This is a genomic window from Streptomyces sp. NPDC051563 (assembly GCF_044454225.1).
Taxonomy (GTDB): domain Bacteria; phylum Actinomycetota; class Actinomycetes; order Streptomycetales; family Streptomycetaceae; genus Streptomyces.
Genome location: NZ_JBITDL010000037.1, coordinates 21009 through 41740, shown reverse-complemented (window position 1 = coordinate 41740; position 20732 = coordinate 21009). Strand labels below are relative to the sequence as shown.

Sequence of the window (20732 nt, the reverse complement as noted above, 5' to 3'; positions counted from 1 at the left end):
GTCGGGCCGCCTCTTGCTTCACCGGTGGCGCGATCGCAGTCCTGTTGCTGCTTTCCGCGTGCACGGGAGGGAGCGGACAGGGGGCGGCGCCCCTGCCCGACCGGGTCTGCTGGGGAGCGGGGGCCTTCGCGGGCAAGGACGTGGCCCGGACGGCCGGCAAGGGAACCAAGGTCCGGGACGACTCTCCTGCTGTTTTCACCCTGCCCGAAATCGACAAGGGCACGTCCTGCCAGCTCTACGTCGACGGGGACACCCGATTCAGTGCCCGTGCCTCCCGGCGGTCGGTGGATCAGGACTTCCAGTGGTCCAGCTGGGAGAAGGAGAGCCCCGACAGGATCGACATCGGGAGCGGTGGGATCGTCTGGGACAGCGGCGCGGCGATTTCGTTCACCTGCAAGAGCCCCGAGGGCCCCTACAAAGTGGAGCTCGTCCTGACCAGCGGGTCCGGAGCGGGAAAGCCGAAGGATCCGCGAGCCTATTTCACGGAGATGATGGACCCGTACCACCGGTTCGCCGTGGAGCAGCTGCACTGCTCCGCATGACCGACAGATGACAGTAAGAAGGCCGCTCAGGAACGTCCTGAGCGGCCTTCTGCATGGAAGCCGTGACCGGAATCGAACCGGCGTAACTCGCTTTGCAGGCGAGTCCCTCAACCACTCGGGCACACGGCTGGGTGGTGGTGATGTGTATGACCGTACGAGGGGGCGGGAGGGTGGGGAAGGGGTGCGCGGGGCGTGCAATGCGACTGCCATGCCGCGTTCACAAAGAGGGAGGGGGAGGGGAGCACCGAGGGGAGGGAGGAAGGGAGAGAGGAGTGGTGGCGGGACCTTTGGCCTAGGGCTGGGGGAGGGGGTGGGATCGGTCGGAATGACAGGGTCGAAAGAGGGTTATGGGACTTACGCTGGGGCGATGAGCGTCCTCCCCCAGCGAGCTGCTGCACCCGCCGAGCCCATACCCGACGACCCGAAGGGCGGGATCCTCGCGCCCGCGTACCGGACGCTCAGCATCGGGATCATCTCGGTCATCTTCCTGATCGCCTTCGAGGCGACCGCCGTCGGTACCGCCATGCCCGTGGCCGCCCGGGAGCTGGACGGGATCGCGCTGTACGCCTTCGCCTTCTCCGCCTACTTCACGACCAGCCTCTTCGGGATGGTGCTGTCCGGGCAGTGGGCCGACCGGCAGGGGCCGCTGCGGCCGCTGACCGTGGGGATCGTGGCATTCGCCGCCGGGCTGGTGTGTTCCGGGACGGCCGGGGCGATGTGGATGTTCGTGCTCGGGCGGGCCGTGCAGGGGTTCGGGGGCGGGCTGGTCATCGTCGCGCTCTACGTGGTCGTAAGCCGGGCCTACGAGGAGCGGCTGCGGCCCGCGATCATGGCGGCCTTCGCCGCGAGCTGGGTCGTGCCGTCGATCGTCGGACCGTTGGCGGCGGGAACGGTCACCGAGCACCTCGGGTGGCGCTGGGTGTTCCTCGGGATCCCCGCGCTGGTCTTCGTACCGCTGGCCGTGGCGCTGCCCGCGATCCGGCGGAGCGCGTCCGGGCCGGTGGACCCCGAGGCGCCGCCCGTGGCGTTCGACCGGCGGCGGATCCGGCTCGCCCTCGGGATCTCGGCCGGTGCGGGACTGCTGCAGTACGCCGCCCAGGACCTGAGGTGGCTGTCGCTGGTGCCGGGGCTCGCCGGGGCCGCCCTGCTGGTGCCCGCGGTGCTCGGGCTGCTGCCGCGCGGGACCTACCGGGCGCGGCGCGGGCTGCCGTCGGTGGTGCTGCTGCGCGGTGTGGCGGCCGGGTCGTTCATCGCGGCGGAGAGCTTCATCCCGCTGATGCTGGTCACCCAGCGGGGGCTGAGCCCCACGATGGCCGGGTTCTCGCTCGCGCTGGGCGGGGTGACGTGGGCGGCGGGGTCGTGGGTGCAGTCGCAGGGGCGGACCGCGCCGTACCGGGAACGGCTGATGGTGCTCGGCATGATCATGGTCACCGTGGCGATCGCCGGGGCGCCGGCGGTGCTCGTGGAGTGGGTGCCGGTGTGGATCATCGCGCTGGTGTGGGCGCTGGGGTGCCTGGGGATGGGGCTCGTCATCGGCTCCACCAGCGTGCTGCTGCTGAAGCTGTCGGCGCCGGAGGAAGCGGGCGCGAACTCCGCTTCGCTGCAGATCTCGGACGCGCTGGCGAATGTCGTGCTGCTGGCGGCGGGCGGGGCGGCGTTTGCCGCGCTGGGCGGGGGCGCGGTAGGGGCGGCGCACTCCGTGGCCGAGGGGGGCGGGGCTTCGCACCCCGGTGCGTTCGTGGTGGTGTTCCTGCCGATGGCCTGCGTGGCGCTGGTGGGGGCATGGGTGGCCACCCGGCTGGACGCGGAGCCCGTGCGGGGCTGAGACCGGTTGCAGGGTGCGGCGCCGCTGCCGGGGGGCCGGCCCCCCGGGCCCCTGCGCCTCAAACGCCGGCGGGGCCGGGTTGTGGCCGGGGCGGCCTGCCCTGTGTGCGGGGTAACCCCCGGGGTGGGTCGGCTGGCCGGTGGTCCGGTGCAGCGCCGTTGCCGGGGGCCGGCCCCCGGGCCCCCGCTCCTCAAACGCCGGAGGGGCTGGATTCGGCCGGGCTCGGTCTGTTCTGCGAGCGGGTGCTCCGGGCGAGGTGGACGGGCCGGTGGTCCGGTGCGGCGCCGTTGCCGGGGGCCGGCCCCCGGGCCCCCGCTCCTCAAACGCCGGAGGGGCTGGATGTGGCCTGGGCAGGGGACCCGTGCGGAAATGCGGCGCGGCCACCGGGGGCGGCTGGCTAGCATCCGGGGATGAGTGAGTTGATCATCGGGATGGGTGAGGCCGAGTTGGCCGATCTGGCCGATGCCACCGGGCAGAGTGTCGAGGAGGCCGTGCTGGCCGCCGTGCGGGGCTGGGTGCGGGGGGAGCGGGAGCGGGCCGGGAGTGAGGCCGGGCGGCTGGCCGGGCTCCATGCGGGGCTGCTGCGGAGGCTCGGGGAATGAGCACCAGGTATCTGACCCTCGTAGAGGTGCTCGACCTTGCGCGGTACGCCTGTCTTGCCCAGGACCAGCCCGTCGAGCTGCGTGCGCCCGGGCTGCTGGAGTCCGCGGTGCACCGGCCGCGGGCTCCGGGGGCCCCTCCCAGCGGTAGCTGGGGGAGTTCGGGACGGCTGCCTACGAGGACGTGTTCGGGCAGGCCGCCGCGCTGTTGCACGCGATCGCGACGAACCACCCCCTCGTCGACGGGAACAAGCGCACCGCCTGGCTCGCCGCGGCCACCTTCCTCGCCGTCAACGGCGTCGATCTCGGGGATGCCGATCAGGACTCCGCGTACGGCCTGGTCATCGACGTGGCGGCGGGCAGCGAGGAGGACATCGGGCGGATCGCGGAGCGGCTGCGCACGCTGGAGCGGCGAATGTGACGCTCGCCGCACGCGCCGAGGTCACGGGCCTGTCCCTCCGCGAGGGGCGGGCCCGTGCCGGTAAGGTGGCCCGGTTGTCCTACGTACGACTGCCCGTACCGCCGGCCGTACCGATGCCCGGACCGCACGCCCGGAAGACACCCGGAATGCGTGCCCGGGACGGAAAACGCCGCCGAGAGACCGAACCGGAGACCGTGACTACTACCGCCTCCCACCACCTCTCACCCGCCTTCCCCGGCCGCGCGCCGTGGGGTACCGCCAGCGCCCTGCGAGCTTGGCAGCAGGGTGCGCTGGACCGGTACCTGGAGACCCAGCCGCGCGACTTCCTCGCCGTCGCCACCCCCGGCGCCGGCAAGACCACCTTCGCGCTGACCCTCGCGTCCTGGCTGCTGCACCACCACGTCGTGCAGCAGGTGACCGTCGTCGCGCCGACCGAGCACCTGAAGAAGCAGTGGGCGGAGGCCGCCGCCCGGATAGGGATCCGACTGGATCCCGATTACTCGGCCGGCCCGCTCAGCAAGGACTACCACGGGGTCGCCGTCACGTACGCGGGTGTGGGCGTGCGCCCGATGCTGCACCGCAACCGGTGCGAGCAGCGCAAGACCCTCGTGATCCTCGACGAGATCCACCATGCCGGTGACTCGAAGTCCTGGGGCGAGGCCTGCCTGGAGGCCTTCGACCCGGCGACCCGGCGGCTCGCCCTCACCGGTACGCCTTTCCGGTCCGACACGAATCCCATTCCCTTCGTCGCCTATGAGGAGGGGAACGACGGAATTCGGCGGTCCTCCGCCGATTACACGTACGGCTACGGGAACGCCCTCGGCGACGGGGTCGTGCGGCCCGTCATCTTCCTTTCCTACAGCGGCAACATGCGCTGGCGCACCAAGGCGGGCGACGAGATCGCCGCGCGCCTCGGCGAGCCGATGACCAAGGACGCCATCTCGCAGGCCTGGCGCACCGCCCTCGACGCGCGCGGCGACTGGATGCCGAACGTGCTGCGCGCCGCCGACCAGCGGCTCACCGAGGTCAGGAAGGGCATCCCGGACGCGGGCGGGCTGGTCATCGCCGCCGACCAGGATTCCGCGCGCGCCTACGCCAAGCTGATCCGGGAGATCACCGGGAGCAAGGCCACCGTCGTCCTGTCCGACGACACCGGCGCCTCGAAGCGGATCGACGAGTTCGCCGCGAGCAACGACCGCTGGATGGTCGCGGTCCGCATGGTGTCCGAGGGCGTCGACGTACCCCGCCTCGCGGTCGGCGTGTACGCCACCACCATCTCGACCCCGCTGTTCTTCGCGCAGGCCGTCGGCCGCTTCGTGCGCTCGCGCCGGCGCGGCGAGACGGCCTCGGTGTTCCTGCCGACCATCCCCTACCTGCTGGGCTTCGCCAACGAGATGGAAGTCGAGCGCGACCACGTCCTCGACAAGCCGAAGAAGCAGGGCGAGGAAGACCCCTACGCCGACTCCGAGAAGGAGATGGAGGAGGCGAACAAGCAGGAGGACGAGGACACCGGCGACGAGGAGCAGATGTCCTTCGAGGCGCTGGAGTCCGACGCCGTCTTCGACCGGGTGCTCTACGACGGCGCCGAGTTCGGCATGCAGGCGCATCCGGGGAGCGAGGAGGAGCAGGACTACCTCGGCATCCCGGGGCTGCTGGAGCCCGACCAGGTGCAGATGCTGCTCCAGAAGCGGCAGTCGCGGCAGATCGCGCACAGCAAGCGCAAGCCAGACTCGGAGGCGGACCTGCTGGAGCTGCCCGCCGACCGGCGCCCGGTGGTCTCCCACAAGGAACTGCTGGAGCTGCGCAAGTCGCTCAACACGATGGTCGGTGCGTACGTCCACCAGAGCGGCAAACCGCACGGCGTGCTCCACACCGAACTGCGCCGTGTGTGCGGCGGACCGCCGAGCGCGGAAGCCACCGCGGGACAGCTGCGCGAGCGCATCAAGAAGGTCCAGGAGTGGGCCACCCGGATGCGGTGATTTCCTACGGAATACGGTCCGGCGGGCGAGGGGAGATTCGTACGGTCCCCGCCCGCCCGGGCCGCCGTAGCGGTGGCGCCGCACCCGTGGTGGGAGCCCCTGCGGGGCCGCCGGGGGCGGCCCGCAAACGCGGGACGGGACCGGGGGCCGAAGGTCACGAATTGGCGGCGATGCGCGTTTTCAACCGGCATAAAACGCCAGTAGGCGCCCGGATTCTGGACGAGCCCTTCCGCTGAGCGAACCCGCTCGCTAGTGTCCCCGCATCGAACGCCCCGTGGCAACGCCGCTGCGGGAGCGCAGCCGGTGCCATGGCCGCTACCGGCGGCCTCTCCGTGCGTCGCCGAGGGACCGGCGGCGCTATCCCCAGAGAGTCACCGCCGCCCACCGAAAGAGGGAGAGGCGTCGTGACCGCGGAAACCTCCCAGACTCTCGACCGAGGACTCCGAGTTCTCAAACTGCTCGCCGACACCGACCACGGTCTGACCGTCACCGAGCTCTCCAACCGCCTCGGTGTGAACCGCACCGTGGTCTACCGCCTCCTGGCCACCCTCGAACAGCACGCCCTGGTCCGCCGCGACCTCGGCGGCCGCGCCCGCGTCGGGCTCGGCGTGCTGCGCCTGGGCCGCCAGGTGCACCCGCTCGTGCGCGAGGCGGCGCTGCCCGCGCTGCGCTCCCTCGCCGAGGACATAGGCGCCACCGCGCACCTGACCCTCGTGGACGGAACCGAGGCGCTGGCCGTGGCGGTCGTGGAGCCGACCTGGACCGACTACCACGTGGCCTACCGGCCCGGCTTCCGCCATCCGCTGGACCGCGGGGCAGCCGGCCGGGCCATCCTGGCCGCCCGTCAGGGCACGCTCATCGAGCCCGGGTACACGCTCACCCACGGCGAGCTCGAAGCGGGCGCCAGCGGCGCTGCGGCGCCCCTCGTGGGCATTACCGGGCTGGAGGGCAGCGTGGGCGTCGTCATGCTGGCCGACGCCGTGCCCGAGCGGGTCGGCCCGCGCGTGGTGGACGCCGCCCGCGAGGTGGCCGACGCCCTGCGCTGAGCAGCGCACGCAGCACACCGGGCCGCGCCCCCGTCGCAGGGGGCGCGGCTCGACCCGTTCGCAGGCACCCGCGCTAGATTGGCCCGGTGCTCTCTCGTCTCACACGTCTGCCGCGTCCCGCCGCCCTCGCCGTCTGCGCCGTGCCCGTGCTCGCGCTGTTCGCCGTCGCGGCCTTCGCCCCGCTGCCCTTCGTGATCGCGCAGCCGGGCCTCACGGCCGACGTGCTCGGCTCCCGTGACGGCAAGCAGGTCATCAGCATCACGGGGGCCCCGACCCGCGCGACCACGGGCCAGCTGCGGATGACGACCATCCAGGCCACCGGCCCCTCCACCACCGTCACCCTCCCCGAGCTGGTCGGCGACTGGTTCGACACCTCGCGGGCGGTCATGCCCCGGGAGTCGGTGTACCCGTCGGGCGGAAGCGACAAGGAGATCGAGGAGCACAACCTGGAGGAGATGACCACGTCGCAGACGACGGCCTCCCAGGCCGCGCTCGGCTACCTCCACAAGGACCCGAAGGACGTGAAGGTCGAGCTGAACCTCGCCGACGTCGGCGGTCCGAGCGCCGGACTGCTCTTTTCCCTCGGCATCGTCGACAAGCTCGACGGGAACGGCAGCGGCGGCGATCTCACCGGCGGCCGCACCATCGCCGGTACGGGCACGATCAGCGCGGACGGAGAGGTCGGTGCGGTCGGCGGCGTGGCCCTGAAGACTCAGGCCGCGCGGCGCGACGGGGCGAGCGTGTTCCTCGTACCGGCGGCGGAGTGCTCGGACGCGAGGTCCGAACTCCCCGAGGGGCTGCGGCTGGTCCCCGTCACCTCGCTGACGGGTGCGGTCGACGCGCTGCGGGCCCTGCAGAAGGGCGCAGCGGTTCCGTCCTGCTGACCCGGGGGGCCGCCTCCATGCTCCGCCAGGACGGGAACACCAACGGGGAGAGCGTGGCGAGGAGGTACACCCCGCCGAACACCAGCAGCGCCCGCGTCACCCCGAAGCCGTCGATGAGCAGCCCGGCGGCCAGCCCGCCCAGCGGCATCGTCAGCTCGCAGCCCGCCTGGGTCACTCCCGAGACCCGGCTGCGCAGCTCGTCGGGCACCTTCTCCAGCATCACGGTGGTCAGGATCGGGTTGAGCACGCCCGCGCCCAGCCCGGACAGCGCCATCGTCACCGCGAGCGGCAGCGAGGTGTCGGTGAAGGCGGCGACCACGTAGCGCGGGGCCCCGCACAGCAGGAACGCCGCGGCGAAGACGGCCCTACGGGGGAACCGCTCGCCCCAGGCTCCGTAGAGCAAGGCCCCCAGCAGGGCGAACCCGCCGAAGAGGGCGACGAGCATGCCGAGCGCGGTGGCTCCGCCGAGGGCTTCGCGGCCGTGCACGGGCAGCAGGACCGAGGACCAGCCCTGGTCGAGGCCGTTGGTCATCATCACCATCACCGTGACGCCCAGCAGCAGCCGCGTGCGGGTCAGGAACCGCCAGCCCTCGGCGAGTTCCGCCCGGTAGCCGGCCAGCGACACCTTCCCGGCGGCGCGCTGCGGCTCGGCGGCCGGTATCCCGCGCACGAAGGCGGTGACCAGCAGCGCGGAGGCGCCGAAGGTGGCGGCGTCCAGGAGGAGGACCGACTCGGCGCCGATCGTGGCGATCAGCAGGCCGGCCAGCACAGCCCCGATCATGCGGGCTCCGCGCGAGACGGCGTCGTAGAGGCTGGCGGCGCGGGCGACGGTGGTGCCGGCGTGCTCGGCGAGATGGGGGAGCAGGACGTAGCGCGAGGCCAGGCCGGGGGTGTGCACGAGGCCGCCGACGGCCATCAGCGCGCACAGCATCCAGAACTCCAGCAGCCCGGCGTAGTGCAGCAGCGGGATCGCGCCCACGGACAGTCCGCAGATCAGGTCGGAGGCGGCGGAGACCCGGCGGCGGCCGATCCGGTCGATGACTGGGCCCCCGACGAGCGCGGCGATCGCGACGGGCAGGGTGGCGCAGAAGGCGACGATCCCGGCCCGGCCGGCGCTGCCCGTGGTCTGGAGCACGAACCAGGGGACCCCGATGAGGGTCAGCGAACTCCCGGCTATCGAGATGGTGTTGGCGATCAGGACGGCGGTGAAGGGGCGACGGCTCACGCGATGCCCCGGTGCGGGCGCGAGATGCGGGTGGTGCGGGTGATGCGTGCGTGCAGGTGCGCGGGCTGGATCAGGCGGATGCCGGTGGTGATCAGGGCCTCGCCGACCCGGTTGCGCAGGGCGGAGGCGGGGTGCCGGCACAGGTGGGGGGCGGCCTCCCGGGTACGGCGCCAGGTGGCGGCCTCGGCGGTGCGGACGGTGTGGACCTCGGCGTGGATCTGGGCATGGCTGAAGGGGTGCACGGCAGGGCTCCTTCTGCGAAAGGGGTGGGTGGGGCGCTACTTGGTGTGGATCGGGAAGGCGTGCGTCTGGAAGCGGACCGTCTCGGTACCTTCGGTGGGCGGCAGATCGCGGTAGCTGTTGATCAGGTCGTGGAGCTTGAGGATCAGCTCGTGGCTCTGCGCGGGAGTCAGCTGCAGCGAGAAGTCGCTGAGTTCGGAACTCCGGCGCCACTCCACCGACCAGGTGTGGGCTTCGCCCAGCCAGGCGGACAGTTCCTGTTCGTGGATCTTCACGATCTCCGCCATGAAGACCTCCGCGGCGCCGCGCGTGGCGGGGTCGGTGTCGTAGATCAGCGCCTCGTCGAAGATCGTGCCGTCCTGGGAGGGGCGCCACCAGCGCTCGCGGCCCTTGCCGTGCTCGGGGGCGTCCTCGACGAACCCGTACGCGGCGAGCTGGCGCAGGTGGTAGCTGGTGGCCCCGCTCGACTCCCCGAGCCGCTCCGCGAGTTGCGAGGCGGTGGCCGGCCCGTGCAGACGCAGGTCGCCCAGCAGCCGGATGCGCAGCGGGTGAGCCAGGCCGCGCAGGGAGTGGGCGTCGAGCTTGCGGAGCTGGGGCTCCGGCTTCGGGGATTCCGGCTTCGTGGACTCCGGCTTCGGGGACTCTGCGCTCTTCTCGGGCATGCCTCGACGATAGGGTTGCAAAGAAATCTATGCAAGGGTTTCTTTGCAACTACTCCTTTGCATCTTCCGGGGCCGGTCCGAGGTCACCCCTCCTTGATGAACCCCTCCGCCACCAGCCAGTCCTTCGCCACCTCGTGCGGGTCCTGCCCCTCCACGTCCACCAGGGCGTTGAGCCGCTGCGCCGTCTCCGTCGTCAGCCGCTTCGACAGGGGGTCCAGCAGGCCCGCGATCTCCGGGTACTTCTCCAGGGTCTTCGCGTGCAGCTCCGGCGCCGCGTTGTAGTTGGGGAAGAAGTGCCGGTCGTCGACGAGGGTGTCCAGGTCCATGGCCTTGATCCGGCCGTCCGTGGTGAAGGCCTCGCCCAGCAGGCAGGAATCGGACTTGGAGACCTGGGTGTAGATGATCCCGGCGTCCATCTTCTTGACGTTGCCCGCCGGGATCTCCATCCCGTAGGCCTTCTCCATCCCCGGCAGCCCGTCCTCGCGCGAGGCGAACTCGTTCTCCACGCAGACGGTCACCGCCTTCGGGTCGCGCTTCGACAGCGCCGCCACGTCCGACAGGGTCTTCAGCCCGTATTTGGCGTTGTTCTTCTTGCTGATGGCCAGCGTGTAGGTGTTGTTGAGCGTGGACGGCGGCAGCCATGCCACGCCGTTCTTCACGTCCGCGTTCCGCACCGCCTCCCACTGCGCGTACGGGTCCGTGATCGGCTTGTCGTTGCCCAGGTAGGTGATCCACGCCGTGCCCGTGTACTCGTACATGGCGTCCGCGTCGCCCTGGATGATCGCCTCGCGGGCGCTGATCGAGCCGGGCAGGTTGGTGCGGTCCAGCACCTCCGCGCCGGCCGCCTTGAAGATCAGGCCGATCATCTGGCCGAGCACGATGTTCTCGCTGAAGTTCTTCGAGGTGACCGTGAGCGAGGCGCCCTTGAGCGGCTGCCCCTGGCCGACCGAGCCCGGCAGGACCTCGTCGACCATCGGGGAACCGCTCTTGAGCCCGCAGCCCGCGAGCGCCAGCAGGGGCAGCAGGGCCGCGCCGGCCGCCGCGGCCGTCCGTACGCAGAGGGGGAGCCTGGTCATCTACGCCTCCAGCCCGCGCGGGGTCAGGACCGTCTCGGCCAGCGAGGCCAGCCAGTCCACGAACAGCGCCAGCGCCACCGTCAGCACCGAGCCCAGCACCAGCACGGGCATCCGCTGGGTCTGGATCCCGGAGGTGATCAGGTCGCCCAGGCCCCCGCCGCCGCCGAAGGTGGCCAGGGTCGCGGTGCCGACGTTGAGGACGAGGGCCGTCCGCACGCCCGCCAGGATCAGCGGGACGGCCAGCGGCAGTTCCACCTTCGTCAGGGTGCCCATGGAGGACATCCCGATCCCGCGCGAGGCCTCCACCAGCTGCGGGTCGATGCCGCGCAGCCCCGCGACGGTGTTGGACAGCACGGGCAGGACGGCGTAGGCGACCATGCCGATGATCGCCGTCGAGGGGCCGATGCCGAGCCAGATGACGAGCAGGGCGAGCAGTCCGATGGCCGGGGTGGCCTGGCCGATGTTGGCGATCGCGGTGACCAGCGGAGCTCCCCGGCGCAGGCCGCGGCGGGTCAGGGCGATGCCGAGCGGGATGGCGATGACCAGCACCCAGAAGGTGGAGATGGCGGTGAGCTGGACGTGCTGCCACAGCCGGAGCTGGACGTTGCCGTTGGCGAGGGAGTTCTCGGCGATCGTGTCGAGGGTGGCGTTGGTGATCCACAGGTACGTGGCCAGCAGCACCAGCGCCAGCACGACGGGCAGGGTCACCAGCCGGCCCCAGGTCAGCCGGCTCCCGGGGCGGGGCGGTGCGATGGAGGCCATGACCTCCTCGTCGGGCCCGGGCTCCTGCGGATCGCGGAAGACGTGCCCCTTGAGCTCGTGCTCCCCGGGCGGGCGTTCGGGGGAGACCGGGTTCCGCGGGCTCATGAGCCCTCCGAACCGTCCCGGAGCCCCTCCAGGTCCCGTTCGGTGCGGTGGTGGCGCAGCTCCTCCAGATCGTGCGCGTGCTCGGCGGCGGTCAGCCGGTCGGCCTCCAGCATCTCGTGCACGGAGTTCATCAGGGTCTCCATGTCCACGACGCCGATGTACTCGCCGCGCCGCCCGGTGACGGCCACCCGGCCGCCGCTGTCGGTGAGCACGGCCTCCAGGGCGTCGTGCAGGGTCGCGTCCCGTGTCACCGTGTCGTGCACGAGCTGGCCGGCCCGGGCCAGGGATCCCTTGGCACGCATCAGGTCGCCGCGGCGCAGCCACTTGTACGGGCGGCCGCGCCGGTCCAGCATCAGGAGCTCGTTGACCTGGCCGGCGCGCAGGGTGTTGAAGATCTTCTGGAGCGGGTCGTCCACGGAGACCGTCGGGAACTCGGCGATCTCCACGTCCCGTACGCGGGTGAGGTTGAGCCGTTTGAGGGCCGCGCCCGCGCCGACGAAACCGGAGACGAAGTCGTCGGCGGGGTTGGTCAGGATCGCCTCGGGGGTGTCGAACTGGGCGATGTGCGAGCGCTCGCGCAGGACGGCGATCCGGTCGCCCAGCTTGATGGCCTCGTCGAAGTCGTGGGTGACGAAGACGATCGTCTTGTGCAGCTCGTGCTGGAGCCGGATCAGCTCGTCCTGGAGGTGGTCGCGGGTGATGGGGTCGACGGCGCCGAAGGGCTCGTCCATCAGCAGGACGGGCGGGTCGGCGGCGAGCGCCCGGGCCACGCCCACGCGCTGCTGCTGGCCGCCGGAGAGCTGGCGCGGATAGCGGCCGTGGAACTCGCGCGGGTCCAGGCCGACCAGGTCGAGCATCTCCTCCACCCGGTCCTTCACGCGGGACTTGGACCAGCCGGTCATCTTGGGGACCAGGGCGATGTTCTCGGCGACCGTCATGTGCGGGAAGAGCCCGGAGGACTGGATCGCGTACCCGATCTTGCGGCGCAGCTTCACCGGGTCCATGTCGGTGACGTCCTCGTCGCCGATGCGGATCCGGCCGGAGGTGGGCTCGATCAGCCGGTTGATCATCTTCAGGGTGGTGGACTTCCCGCAGCCGGAGGGCCCGACGAAGACCACCAGCTCGCCCGCCTTGATTTCCATGGAGACGTCGTCGACGGAGGGGTTGGGGTTGCCGGGGTACCGCTTGGTGAGGTTCTCCAGCTGGATGGTGGCTCCGGAGGCGGTGGCGGGGGAGGGGGCGGCCGCGGAGGCGGCGGCGGCCGGCTCGGAGCCCCCGGCCGGCTGCGGGCTGGTCGTCGACGGCGTCGGCTCAGACACGGATTCCCCTCGGGATGGTGAGACGGCCGAGCAGGACGTACGCGGCGTCGAAGAGCAGGGCGAGGATGACGACGCCGAGCGTCCCCGCCAGGACCTGGTTGATGGCGTTGGCGCTGCCGAGCGAGGCGATCCCGCGGAAGATCTCGTTGCCCAGGCCCGGCCCGGAGGCGTAGGCGGCGATGGCCGCGATGCCCATCAGCATCTGCGTGGAGACGCGGATGCCGGTCAGGATCGGCGGCCAGGCGAGCGGCAGCTCCACCTTCAGCAGCTGGGCGCTGCGCGACATCCCGATGCCCTTGGCGGCGTCGACCAGGGCGGGGTCCACCCCGCGCAGTCCCACGATGGAGTTGCGGACGATGGGCAGCAGCCCGTACAGGGTCAGGGCGATCACGGTCGGCGCGACGCCGAGGCCGACGATCGGGATCAGCAGGCCGATCATGGCGAGGGAGGGGACGGTCAGCACCGTGGAGGTGGAGGTGACCGCGAGGTTCCCGGCCCAGCCGCTGCGGTAGGTGAGGACGCCGATGGCGACGCCGAGGGCGGTCGCGATCACCATGCACTGGAAGACGGCGCTGGCGTGCTGGAAGGCGTCGGTGAGGAGCTGCTGATGGCGGTTGGACACGTAGGACCAGAAGCTCACGCCACGTCACCCCATCCGTCGTTGCCGCACGTCAGTGGTCAGTGATCAGTCGTCCTCGGCCGCCTGTTCGACCAGGGGAATGATCCGCAAGGGTACGGGATTCTCCATGACAATCGCGGTCGAAGCCCTCACGATGCCATCAAACGCGACAACCCGGTCGATCACCCGCTGGAGATCCGCGTTGGACCGGGCCACGAGCCGGCACAGCATGTCCCCGTGACCGGTCGTCGTGTGCAGCTCCAGCACCTCCGGCACCCCGTCCAAGTGGGCCCGTACGTCCGCCCCTTGACCCTGTTTGATCTCCAGCGTGGCGAAGGCCGTCACCGGGTACCCCAGGGCCGCCGGATCCACCTGCGGACCGAACCCCCGGATGACTCCGTTCGACTGAAGCCGGTCCAGCCGGGCCTGCGCGGTGCCGCGCGCCACGCCCAGCCGGCGCGAGACCTCCAGAACCCCGATCCGGGGCTCGCGGGCGAGCAGCACGATGAGCCGGCCGTCGAGTTCGTCGATTCCCATGGCTGCCTCCGGGGCGGTCGGTCGGTGGTCATAGTGCACAGATATTCCAGCCATGGTGGTCCTGTACTGGTCAGTCTGTACAGCAGAAACGGAAACTATTGCGCAGCTTGTGGAACGGCGGGAGTCTGCGGTCATGACTGAGACCCAGCCGCTCGACACCGCACCGCGCACCGCCGCCAAGGCCGATCCCTTCCCCGTCAAGGGCATGGACGCGGTCGTCTTCGCCGTAGGCAACGCCAAGCAGGCCGCGCACTACTACTCGACCGCCTTCGGCATGAAGCTCGTCGCCTACTCCGGACCGGAGAACGGCACGCGCGAAACGGCCAGCTACGTCCTGACCAACGGCGCGGCACGGTTCGTCCTGACCTCGGTCATCAAGGCCTCCACCGACCGAGGCCGCTTCCTCGCCGAGCACGTCGCCGAGCACGGCGACGGAGTCGTCGACCTGGCGATCGAGGTCCCCGACGTCAAGGCGGCCTACGCCTACGCCGTCGAGCACGGCGCCCGCGGCCTCGACGAGCCCTACGAGCTCACCGACGAGCACGGCACCGTACGGCTCGCGGCCATCGCCACCTACGGCCAGACCCGCCACACCCTGGTCGAGCGCGGCGACTACACCGGCCCCTACCTGCCCGGCTTCGTCTCCGTCGACCCGATGGTCGAGCCCCCGGCCAAGCGCACCTTCCAGGCCATCGACCACTGCGTGGGCAACGTCGAACTCGGCCGGATGAACGAGTGGGTGGCCTTCTACAACAAGGTCATGGGCTTCACGAACATGAAGGAGTTCGTGGGCGACGACATCGCGACCGAGTACTCGGCGCTGATGTCGAAGGTCGTCGCGGACGGCACCCTGAAGGTGAAGTTCCCGATCAACGAGCCGGCGATCGCGAAGAAGAAGTCGCAGATCGACGAGTACCTGGAGTTCTACGGCGGCGCCGGAGTCCAGCACATCGCGCTCGCGACCAACGACATCGTCCGCACGGTACGGGCCATGCGCGCGGCCGGCGTGGAGTTCCTGAACACCCCGGACTCCTACTACGACACCCTCGGCGAGTGGGCCGGCGAGACCCGCGTCCCCGTCGAGATCCTGCGCGAGCTGAAGATCCTCGTCGACCGCGACGAGGACGGCTACCTGCTGCAGATCTTCACCAAGCCGGTCCAGGACCGCCCGACGGTCTTCTTCGAGATGATCGAGCGGCACGGCTCGATGGGCTTCGGCAAGGGCAACTTCAAGGCCCTGTTCGAGGCGATCGAGCGGGAGCAGGAGAAGCGGGGCAACCTCTAGCGGGTTGCGTGGACCGGGGCCCCAGTGGCGTGGCGCCGCCGCCTGGGGCTCCGCCCCGGCCTCCCCGCGCCTCAAACGCCGGCGGGGCTGGGACGGTCCCCTGCGGCGCCGCTCCCGGGGCTCCGCCCCGGACCCCGCGCCTCAAACGCCGGCGGGGCTGGATCCGGCCCACCGACCGCTACGGCTTCGGCTTCGGCTTCGGTGACGGTTTGGCCGCCTTCGGGAGTTCCGGGGCCACCCACGGGGTGGTGGGCTGCATGTTCTCCGGGCCGCCCGCCGGGGGCTTGCCGATGGCCGCCAGGGCCTCCTTCGCCAGCGGGGCCCGGACCGGCGAGAACCGCGGGTTGGTCCGCAGGGCCTCCTCCAGGTGCCGCCGCGCCCCGGCCGTGTCGCCCAGGCCGCGCTCGATCAGCGCCCGGTGGTACGCGTACTCCGCGAGCCGCAGTCCCTGCTCCGTGGCCTTCTTCGCGTACTCCAGCGCCCCCGTGTCGTCACCCGTCTTGTGCAGCGCCCACCCCAGCGCGTCCGCCACCGGCAGGCTCTTGTGCCGGGCCCACTCCGCCGTGAGGCGCCGTACGGCCGCCGCCGGGTCGCCGTGGTCCGCCTCGAAGCGGCCCAGCAGCAGCTCCTCGTTCACCCCGCTCCGGGCGGCCTGCGCGGGGAGCCCCCCGTACACCGCCCTCGCCTCCTCGCCCCGACCCAGCGACTCCAGCAGCTCGCCCAGCTCCAGCGACAGCGCCGGCACCGCGGCGCGGCCCAGCGCCAGCCGGTAGTCCCGTACGGCCTCGCCGCCCCGGCCCAGCGCCGCCAGCACCCGGGCCCGCCCGCCCAGCGCCTGCGCCTGGCCCGGATCGGTGCGCAGCGCCGCCTCGTACTGCTTCAGCGCCTCCGCGTCGTCCCCCCGCTCCCACGCCAGCTCCCCGAGCCGGAACAGCACGTACGCCTTCTCCGCCGGCGCCTTCGCCGCGCCTCCCGCGTGCTCCATGGACATGGCCGCGTCCTCGCGCCAGCCGCGGTCCCGGTACACCTGCGAGGCCTTCATGAAGGCCGCCAGACCCGGGCGCAGGTCCACCAGGCGCTCCATCGCCTTCTCCGCCGCCTTGTAGTCCCCGAGCCCGCCGTACGCGTCCACGAGCACCGGGTACGCCGTCCACCGCTTCGGGGCCTGCGCCCGGACGAGCTCGCCCCACTTCTTGCCGGTCCCGAAGTCCCGCCGGGCGTTGGCCAGCGTGCCCATCCCCGTCATCGCGTCGAAGTTGCCCTTCTCGGCCGGGTGCAGCTCCAGCGAGCGCTTCAGCGCGCCCTCCGCCTTCGGGTACCAGGCGGGATCGGCCGTCCGCCGGGCCTGCTCCAGGTAGGCCGAGCCCAGCACCGCCCAGGACGCCTCGTCCTGCGGGTGCTCCGCGACCCACTTCTCCCGGTCGCCGATCAGCGCCGTCAGGTCCACCGCCGCCACCGGCGCACCCATCCCGACCGCCGCGCGGGCCCGCTCGCTGGGCCCGGGCGGGCGCGCGTCGTCACCGGTGCGGGCCGGCCGGATCAGCAGGGCCCCGGCGATCAGGACCACCAGGGCCGCCGCCGCCACGAGCGTCTTGCGGCCGGTGAAGGTCACGGGCGGGGCAGCCTGGTGCTGCCTCTCCTGAGAGACGGATGCGTCGCGCATAGGGTCCATGGGGTCACTGTGCGTCAATATGAAGAGCTCGCCGAGGTGTCCGAAGAGCGTCGCGGGCGTGTTCACACCGATGGCCCCGGGTGCCACGCTGGTCCCATGGCTGACGATGTTGACAACGCCGAGAACGCTGAGAATGCCGAGAACGCTGAGAACGCTGAGAACGCCGACGCTGGTGCCGGTGGGTCGCGCGAGCTCCACGCACTGCTCCTGGAAGGCCTGCCCCCCGAGGCCCTGCTGACGGACCCCCAGGTGACCGCCTCCTACGCCACCGACATGGCCAGCTTCTGCGCGGCCGGCACCCCGGCCGCCGTGGTGCTGCCCCGGACCGTCGAACAGGTGCAGCACGTGATGCGCACCGCCCACGCGCTCCGCGTGCCCGTGGTCCCCCAGGGCGCCCGTACCGGCCTGTCGGGCGCGGCCAACGCCTCCGACGGCTGCATCGTGCTGTCCCTCGTGAAGATGGACCGGATCCTGGAGATCGACACCGTCGACCGGATCGCCGTCGTCGAACCGGGCGTCGTCAACGCCGTCCTCTCGCGCGCCGTCGCCGAGCGCGGCCTGCACTACCCGCCGGACCCCTCCAGCTGGGAGCAGTGCACCATCGGCGGGAACATCGGCACCGCCGCCGGCGGTCTGTGCTGCGTCAAGTACGGGGTCACCGCCGAGTACGTCCTGGGCCTCGACGTGGTCCTCGCCGACGGCAGGCTCCTGCAGACCGGCCGGCGCACCGCCAAGGGCGTCGCGGGGTACGACCTCACCCGCCTGTTCGTCGGCTCCGAAGGCAGCCTCGGCGTCGTCGTCCGGGCCGTCCTCGCCCTGCGCCCGGCCCCGCCCCGCCAGCTCGCGCTCGCCGCCGAGTTCCCCTCCGCCGCGGCCGCCTGCGCGGCCGTCTGCGCCGTCATGGAGGCCGGACTGACGCCCTCGCTGCTGGAGCTGATGGACCGTACGACCGTCCGCGCCGTCAACGCGCTGGGCAAGATGGGCCTGCCCGACACCACCGAGGCCCTGCTGCTCGCCGCCTTCGACACCCCGCACGCACCCGAGGACCTGGCCGCCGTGGGCGAACTGTGCACCGCCGCGGGGGCGAGCGCCGTCGTACCGGCCGAGGACGCGGCCGAGTCCGAACTGCTCCTCCAGGCCCGCCGGATGGCGCTGCCCGCCCTGGAAGCCCTGCGGCCCGCGACGATGATCGACGACGTGTGCGTACCGCGGACCCGGCTCGCCGAGATGCTGGACGGGACCGCCGCCATCGCCCGCACGCACGAGCTGCTCATCGGGGTCTGCGCGCACGCCGGCGACGGGAACACCCACCCCATCGTCTGCTTCGACCCCGCCGACGAGGACGAGGCCCGGCGGGCCCGCGCCTCCTTCGAGGAGATCATGGCGCTGGGGCTCGAACTGGGCGGCACCATCACGGGGGAGCACGGGGTCGGCGTCCTGAAGAAGGAATGGCTCGCCCGCGAACTCGGCCCGGTGGGACTGGAGATGCAGCGCGCCGTCAAGCACGCCTTCGACCCGGAGGGGCTGCTCAACCCGGGCAAGCTCTTCTGAGTCACACTTCCCCGTCCGCCGACTCGTCCGACGGCCACGGGTCGCGCATCCACAGCTCGTCGGCCGGCGTCGGGGTGAGCAGCTCGGCCAGCGCCGCGTCCAGGCCGAGCCGGTCCGCCTCGGTGCCGGGCGGCACGATCCGCAGGGTCCGCTCCAGCCAGGCCGACACCGATACGGCGGGGGCCTCCAGCAGGGCGTCGCCGTCGGGGGAGCTGAGCGCCATGCACAGGACGGCCTGCTGGCCGACCTTCGTGGGCCAGATCCGCACATCGCCGTGGCCGCACGGGCGGAACACCCCCTCGACCAGCAGCTCGCGGGCGAAGGTCCAGTTCACCGGGGTGCTGGAGCCGGTGTGGAAGGTGATGTGCACGGCGTACGGGTCGTCCGTCAGGTACAGCAGACGGGCGGGGACGGGGACGCTGCGCTCGGGGGACAGGACCAGCTTCAGTTCCAGCTCGCGCTCGACGACGGGGTGGTGCATGGCGGCCTCACTTCGGTACGGAGTGCGTGTTCGGGCGGTGCGCGGGGGCCTTCACGGGGCCCACACCCGGAGAGAGCGCCGAAGTGCCCGGGTATGACGCGAGTTCGCGAAACGCATCGAGGATTGGCCGAAATTGGTCGGCTGGCCGAAAGCATCCGTACGGGGCTGCGCGCGCCGGGGTTCGCCAGGGTTCGCCCGAACGCTTGGATTCTCCCGTTACCGGACCTGTCGGGGGGCGGTTCTTGGCTATGGTCCACCCCTGCAAGAAGCCTCAAGCCACGATCGGAGTTGGGGACATTGACGGCCTCCCCTGGTGACGGCGAGCACGCGGCCCGCGAGGGCTACTACCCCGATCCGTCCATCCCCGGGTACGTCAGGTTCTGGAACGGCCTGAACTGGGTTCCCGGTACGAGCCGCCCCGCGGCCCCTGCCGACGAGACGGGTCCCGTGTTCCTCGACCAGACGGGGGTGAGCGAGGCGCTGCGCGAGCCGGAACGCCGGCCGCAGCCCCGCCCCGCACCGACCCCTGCCCCGGCACCGGCCCCCGCGGCCTGGCCGGAGCCCGCCGGGTCCGTGGCGGCGCCGGCCGCGCGCCCGGAGCTGGAGTCCTGGTCGGAGTCGGTCTCGCGGTCGGACTTCGCGCCGTGGCCGGAGCCCGCGGCGGAGTCTGGGCCGGAGTCCGGGGACGGGTCCGGTGCTGAGGCCGGGGCCGCCGGGGCCGGGGCCGTGGAATGGCAGGCCGATCCGCTGCACCAGTCCGGGTTCGGCGGGCCGCGCGACCACCGGGTGTCCTGGGGCCACGAGGAGGAGGCCGCCGCCCGTCCCGGCGGGATCTCCCTGGCCCGCACACCGGTACCGGCCCCCGCGCCGCACCAGGCGGAGGGCCGGGCGCAGGGCCTGGGCCAGACCCCTGCGCAGACACCGGCCCTCGCGCCGCACCAGCCCCACGCGCAGGGCCAGGCCCACGCGCAGGCCTCGGCCCACCGGTCGGCACCGGCTCAGGCCCACGCCCACGCCCAGCCCCACGCCCAGCCCCACGCCCAGCCCCACGCCCAGCCCCACGCCCAGGCCCCGGCCCACCGTTCGGCGTCCGCCCCGGCCCGGCACCTGGCCCCGGCCCCCGTGTGGCCCCCCGCCCCGGGGTCGCCGGACCCGGGCCCGGATCCGGAGCCGGCCGAGCGCGTGCGCCGCGCGGAGCGCCCCGCCCCGGGCCCGGCCGCGCGGGCCGTCCCGGCGGAGCCCGCCCGGCGCGCGGCCCCCGTAGCGGCGGCCGAGGGTGCGGAGCGGGCCGGGGCCCCCGAGCTCCCGGCCGCACGTCCCGGGCGGACCGGCCGCGCGGTGTTCGAGCGGATGGCGGAGCGGGCCGTGCGCCCCGCCGGGCTCGTGCGCCGCGCGACGGCCCGGCTGCTGGACTCCCTCGTGTACGCCGCCGTCGCGACCGGGGCGGCCCTGCCGCTCCTGCCCGGGGCGACGGCGCACCTCCAGGCCAAGGTCGACGCCGCCCGCGCGGGCGGCCGGACCACCACGGTGTGGCTGCTCGACGGGACCATCGCGGGCTCGCTGGGCCTCGTCCTGGGAGCCGTCCTCCTCTTCGGCATCCTCTACGAAGCCGTGCCCACGGCCCGTTGGGGCCGCACCCCGGGCAAGAAGCTGCTCGGCGTCCGGGTCCTGGCCACCGCCACGCTGCGCCCGCCCCGCTTCGGCGCGGCACTGCGCCGCTGGCTCGTGTACGCCCTCCTGGGCCTCCCGGGGGCCCTGTGGGCCCTCGCGGACCGCCCCCGCCGCCGGACCCTCCCCGACCGCGCCGCACGGACGTACGTGGCCCGCTAGGGGTCGACGGGAGGGTGACGACGGGTCACCAGGGCCGCCGGGGGCCCTCCGTGAGGCCCGCGTCCCCCGGAT

At 72.4% G+C, this 20732-nt stretch carries 19 protein-coding genes, 1 tRNA gene and 1 pseudogene; 10 read left to right on the top strand and 11 right to left on the bottom strand.

Translation table 11 applies throughout. From position 1 onward, the window contains the following. Positions 1 to 44 precede the first annotated feature (44 nt). Positions 45 to 542 carry a hypothetical protein gene (locus tag ACIA8F_RS33430; protein WP_399384494.1) on the top strand — a complete coding sequence of 166 codons (498 nt, stop codon included), beginning with the start codon at positions 45 to 47 and terminating at the stop codon, positions 540 to 542. A 54-nt stretch (positions 543 to 596) separates the two neighbouring features. Here the strand turns inward: ACIA8F_RS33430 and ACIA8F_RS33425 are convergent. Beyond that, a tRNA-Cys gene (locus ACIA8F_RS33425) sits at positions 597 to 671 on the bottom strand. Between the two features lie 238 nt (positions 672 to 909). On the opposite strand from ACIA8F_RS33425, the gene ACIA8F_RS33420 reads away from it, so the two are divergent. The 6 genes and pseudogenes from ACIA8F_RS33420 to ACIA8F_RS33395 all read left to right on the top strand — a co-directional run bounded on the left by ACIA8F_RS33420 (position 910) and on the right by ACIA8F_RS33395 (position 7296). After that, positions 910 to 2367 (top strand): MFS transporter, encoded by a 1458-nt coding sequence (locus tag ACIA8F_RS33420; RefSeq protein ID WP_399384492.1) that lies wholly within the window; start codon positions 910 to 912, stop codon positions 2365 to 2367. Positions 2368 to 2777: 410 nt separating this feature from the next. Then, positions 2778 to 2969 carry a hypothetical protein gene (locus ACIA8F_RS33415; protein ID WP_399384490.1) on the top strand — a complete coding sequence of 64 codons (192 nt, stop codon included), beginning with the start codon at positions 2778 to 2780 and terminating at the stop codon, positions 2967 to 2969. Beyond that, positions 2966 to 3387: pseudogene (locus tag ACIA8F_RS33410) on the top strand (type II toxin-antitoxin system death-on-curing family toxin). The gene ACIA8F_RS33415 and the pseudogene ACIA8F_RS33410 overlap by 4 nt, the downstream one beginning before the upstream one ends. 146 nt (positions 3388 to 3533) lie before the next feature. Next, on the top strand, positions 3534 to 5366 hold the full coding sequence (locus tag ACIA8F_RS33405) for a DEAD/DEAH box helicase (protein WP_383951824.1): 1833 nt from the start codon (positions 3534 to 3536) through the stop codon (positions 5364 to 5366). Positions 5367 to 5770: 404 nt separating this feature from the next. Next, positions 5771 to 6412: an IclR family transcriptional regulator gene (locus tag ACIA8F_RS33400; RefSeq protein WP_054222485.1), complete on the top strand. Its 642-nt coding sequence runs from the start codon at positions 5771 to 5773 to the stop codon at positions 6410 to 6412. An 86-nt stretch (positions 6413 to 6498) separates the two neighbouring features. Further along, the gene (locus ACIA8F_RS33395) at positions 6499 to 7296 is read left to right on the top strand and encodes a S16 family serine protease (RefSeq protein ID WP_399384489.1); all 798 of its coding nucleotides are present in this window, start codon (positions 6499 to 6501) and stop codon (positions 7294 to 7296) included. Here the strand turns inward: ACIA8F_RS33395 and ACIA8F_RS33390 are convergent. The 8 genes from ACIA8F_RS33390 to ACIA8F_RS33355 form a co-directional block, all read right to left on the bottom strand. After that, entirely contained in the window at positions 7226 to 8521 is a 1296-nt protein-coding gene (locus ACIA8F_RS33390; protein WP_399384487.1) for an MFS transporter, read from the bottom strand. The two genes, ACIA8F_RS33395 and ACIA8F_RS33390, sit on opposite strands and share 71 nt — an antisense overlap. After that, the gene (locus ACIA8F_RS33385; RefSeq protein ID WP_399384485.1) at positions 8518 to 8763 is read right to left on the bottom strand and encodes a hypothetical protein; all 246 of its coding nucleotides are present in this window, start codon (positions 8761 to 8763) and stop codon (positions 8518 to 8520) included. Before ACIA8F_RS33385 ends, ACIA8F_RS33390 begins: the two co-directional genes overlap by 4 nt. Before the next feature lie 36 nt (positions 8764 to 8799). Next, positions 8800 to 9423, bottom strand: coding sequence for an ArsR/SmtB family transcription factor (locus ACIA8F_RS33380; RefSeq protein WP_399384482.1), 624 nt, complete (start codon positions 9421 to 9423; stop codon positions 8800 to 8802). A gap of 83 nt (positions 9424 to 9506) precedes the next feature. Further along, positions 9507 to 10499, bottom strand: coding sequence for a glycine betaine ABC transporter substrate-binding protein (locus ACIA8F_RS33375; protein WP_399384480.1), 993 nt, complete (start codon positions 10497 to 10499; stop codon positions 9507 to 9509). Continuing rightward, positions 10500 to 11366 carry an ABC transporter permease gene (locus ACIA8F_RS33370; protein ID WP_399384479.1) on the bottom strand — a complete coding sequence of 289 codons (867 nt, stop codon included), beginning with the start codon at positions 11364 to 11366 and terminating at the stop codon, positions 10500 to 10502. It lies immediately after the preceding gene. After that, complete coding sequence (locus tag ACIA8F_RS33365; RefSeq protein ID WP_383951822.1) at positions 11363 to 12574, bottom strand: betaine/proline/choline family ABC transporter ATP-binding protein; 1212 nt, start codon at positions 12572 to 12574, stop codon at positions 11363 to 11365. Before ACIA8F_RS33365 ends, ACIA8F_RS33370 begins: the two co-directional genes overlap by 4 nt. Positions 12575 to 12677: 103 nt before the next feature. After that, entirely contained in the window at positions 12678 to 13325 is a 648-nt protein-coding gene (locus tag ACIA8F_RS33360; protein WP_399384477.1) for an ABC transporter permease, read from the bottom strand. A 45-nt stretch (positions 13326 to 13370) separates the two neighbouring features. Further along, complete coding sequence (locus tag ACIA8F_RS33355; protein WP_112448141.1) at positions 13371 to 13841, bottom strand: Lrp/AsnC family transcriptional regulator; 471 nt, start codon at positions 13839 to 13841, stop codon at positions 13371 to 13373. 133 nt (positions 13842 to 13974) lie between these two features. On the opposite strand from ACIA8F_RS33355, the gene hppD reads away from it, so the two are divergent. Then, positions 13975 to 15126: a 4-hydroxyphenylpyruvate dioxygenase gene (hppD, locus tag ACIA8F_RS33350; protein WP_399384476.1), complete on the top strand. Its 1152-nt coding sequence runs from the start codon at positions 13975 to 13977 to the stop codon at positions 15124 to 15126. 178 nt (positions 15127 to 15304) lie between these two features. On the opposite strand, the gene ACIA8F_RS33345 is transcribed toward hppD, so the two are convergent. Continuing rightward, complete coding sequence (locus ACIA8F_RS33345; RefSeq protein WP_399384474.1) at positions 15305 to 16738, bottom strand: tetratricopeptide repeat protein; 1434 nt, start codon at positions 16736 to 16738, stop codon at positions 15305 to 15307. Between the two features lie 156 nt (positions 16739 to 16894). On the opposite strand from ACIA8F_RS33345, the gene ACIA8F_RS33340 reads away from it, so the two are divergent. Next, positions 16895 to 18349, top strand: a complete 1455-nt coding sequence (locus ACIA8F_RS33340; RefSeq protein WP_399384472.1) for an FAD-binding oxidoreductase — start codon at positions 16895 to 16897, stop codon at positions 18347 to 18349. Between the two features lies 1 nt (position 18350). On the opposite strand, the gene ACIA8F_RS33335 is transcribed toward ACIA8F_RS33340, so the two are convergent. Next, positions 18351 to 18830, bottom strand: a complete 480-nt coding sequence (locus ACIA8F_RS33335) for an SsgA family sporulation/cell division regulator (RefSeq protein ID WP_399384470.1) — start codon at positions 18828 to 18830, stop codon at positions 18351 to 18353. A gap of 297 nt (positions 18831 to 19127) precedes the next feature. Here ACIA8F_RS33335 and ACIA8F_RS33330 point away from each other — a divergent pair, with 297 nt between their 5' ends. Beyond that, on the top strand, positions 19128 to 20660 hold the full coding sequence (locus ACIA8F_RS33330) for an RDD family protein (RefSeq protein WP_399384469.1): 1533 nt from the start codon (positions 19128 to 19130) through the stop codon (positions 20658 to 20660). The last annotated feature ends 72 nt before the right edge of the window (positions 20661 to 20732 follow it).

Bases quoted from the DNA above. Each gene is read 5' to 3' on its own strand.
- ACIA8F_RS33420 (WP_399384492.1), top strand. From the start codon at position 910: ATGAGCGTCCTCCCCCAGCGAGCTGCTGCACCCGCCGAGCCCATACCC.
- ACIA8F_RS33415 (WP_399384490.1), top strand. From the start codon at position 2,778: ATGAGTGAGTTGATCATCGGGATGGGTGAGGCCGAGTTGGCCGATCTG.
- ACIA8F_RS33405 (WP_383951824.1), top strand. From the start codon at position 3,534: ATGCGTGCCCGGGACGGAAAACGCCGCCGAGAGACCGAACCGGAGACC.
- ACIA8F_RS33380 (WP_399384482.1), bottom strand. From the start codon at position 9,423: ATGCCCGAGAAGAGCGCAGAGTCCCCGAAGCCGGAGTCCACGAAGCCG.
- ACIA8F_RS33375 (WP_399384480.1), bottom strand. From the start codon at position 10,499: ATGACCAGGCTCCCCCTCTGCGTACGGACGGCCGCGGCGGCCGGCGCG.
- ACIA8F_RS33370 (WP_399384479.1), bottom strand. From the start codon at position 11,366: ATGAGCCCGCGGAACCCGGTCTCCCCCGAACGCCCGCCCGGGGAGCAC.
- ACIA8F_RS33355 (WP_112448141.1), bottom strand. From the start codon at position 13,841: ATGGGAATCGACGAACTCGACGGCCGGCTCATCGTGCTGCTCGCCCGC.
- hppD (WP_399384476.1), top strand. From the start codon at position 13,975: ATGACTGAGACCCAGCCGCTCGACACCGCACCGCGCACCGCCGCCAAG.
- ACIA8F_RS33340 (WP_399384472.1), top strand. From the start codon at position 16,895: ATGGCTGACGATGTTGACAACGCCGAGAACGCTGAGAATGCCGAGAAC.
- ACIA8F_RS33335 (WP_399384470.1), bottom strand. From the start codon at position 18,830: ATGCACCACCCCGTCGTCGAGCGCGAGCTGGAACTGAAGCTGGTCCTG.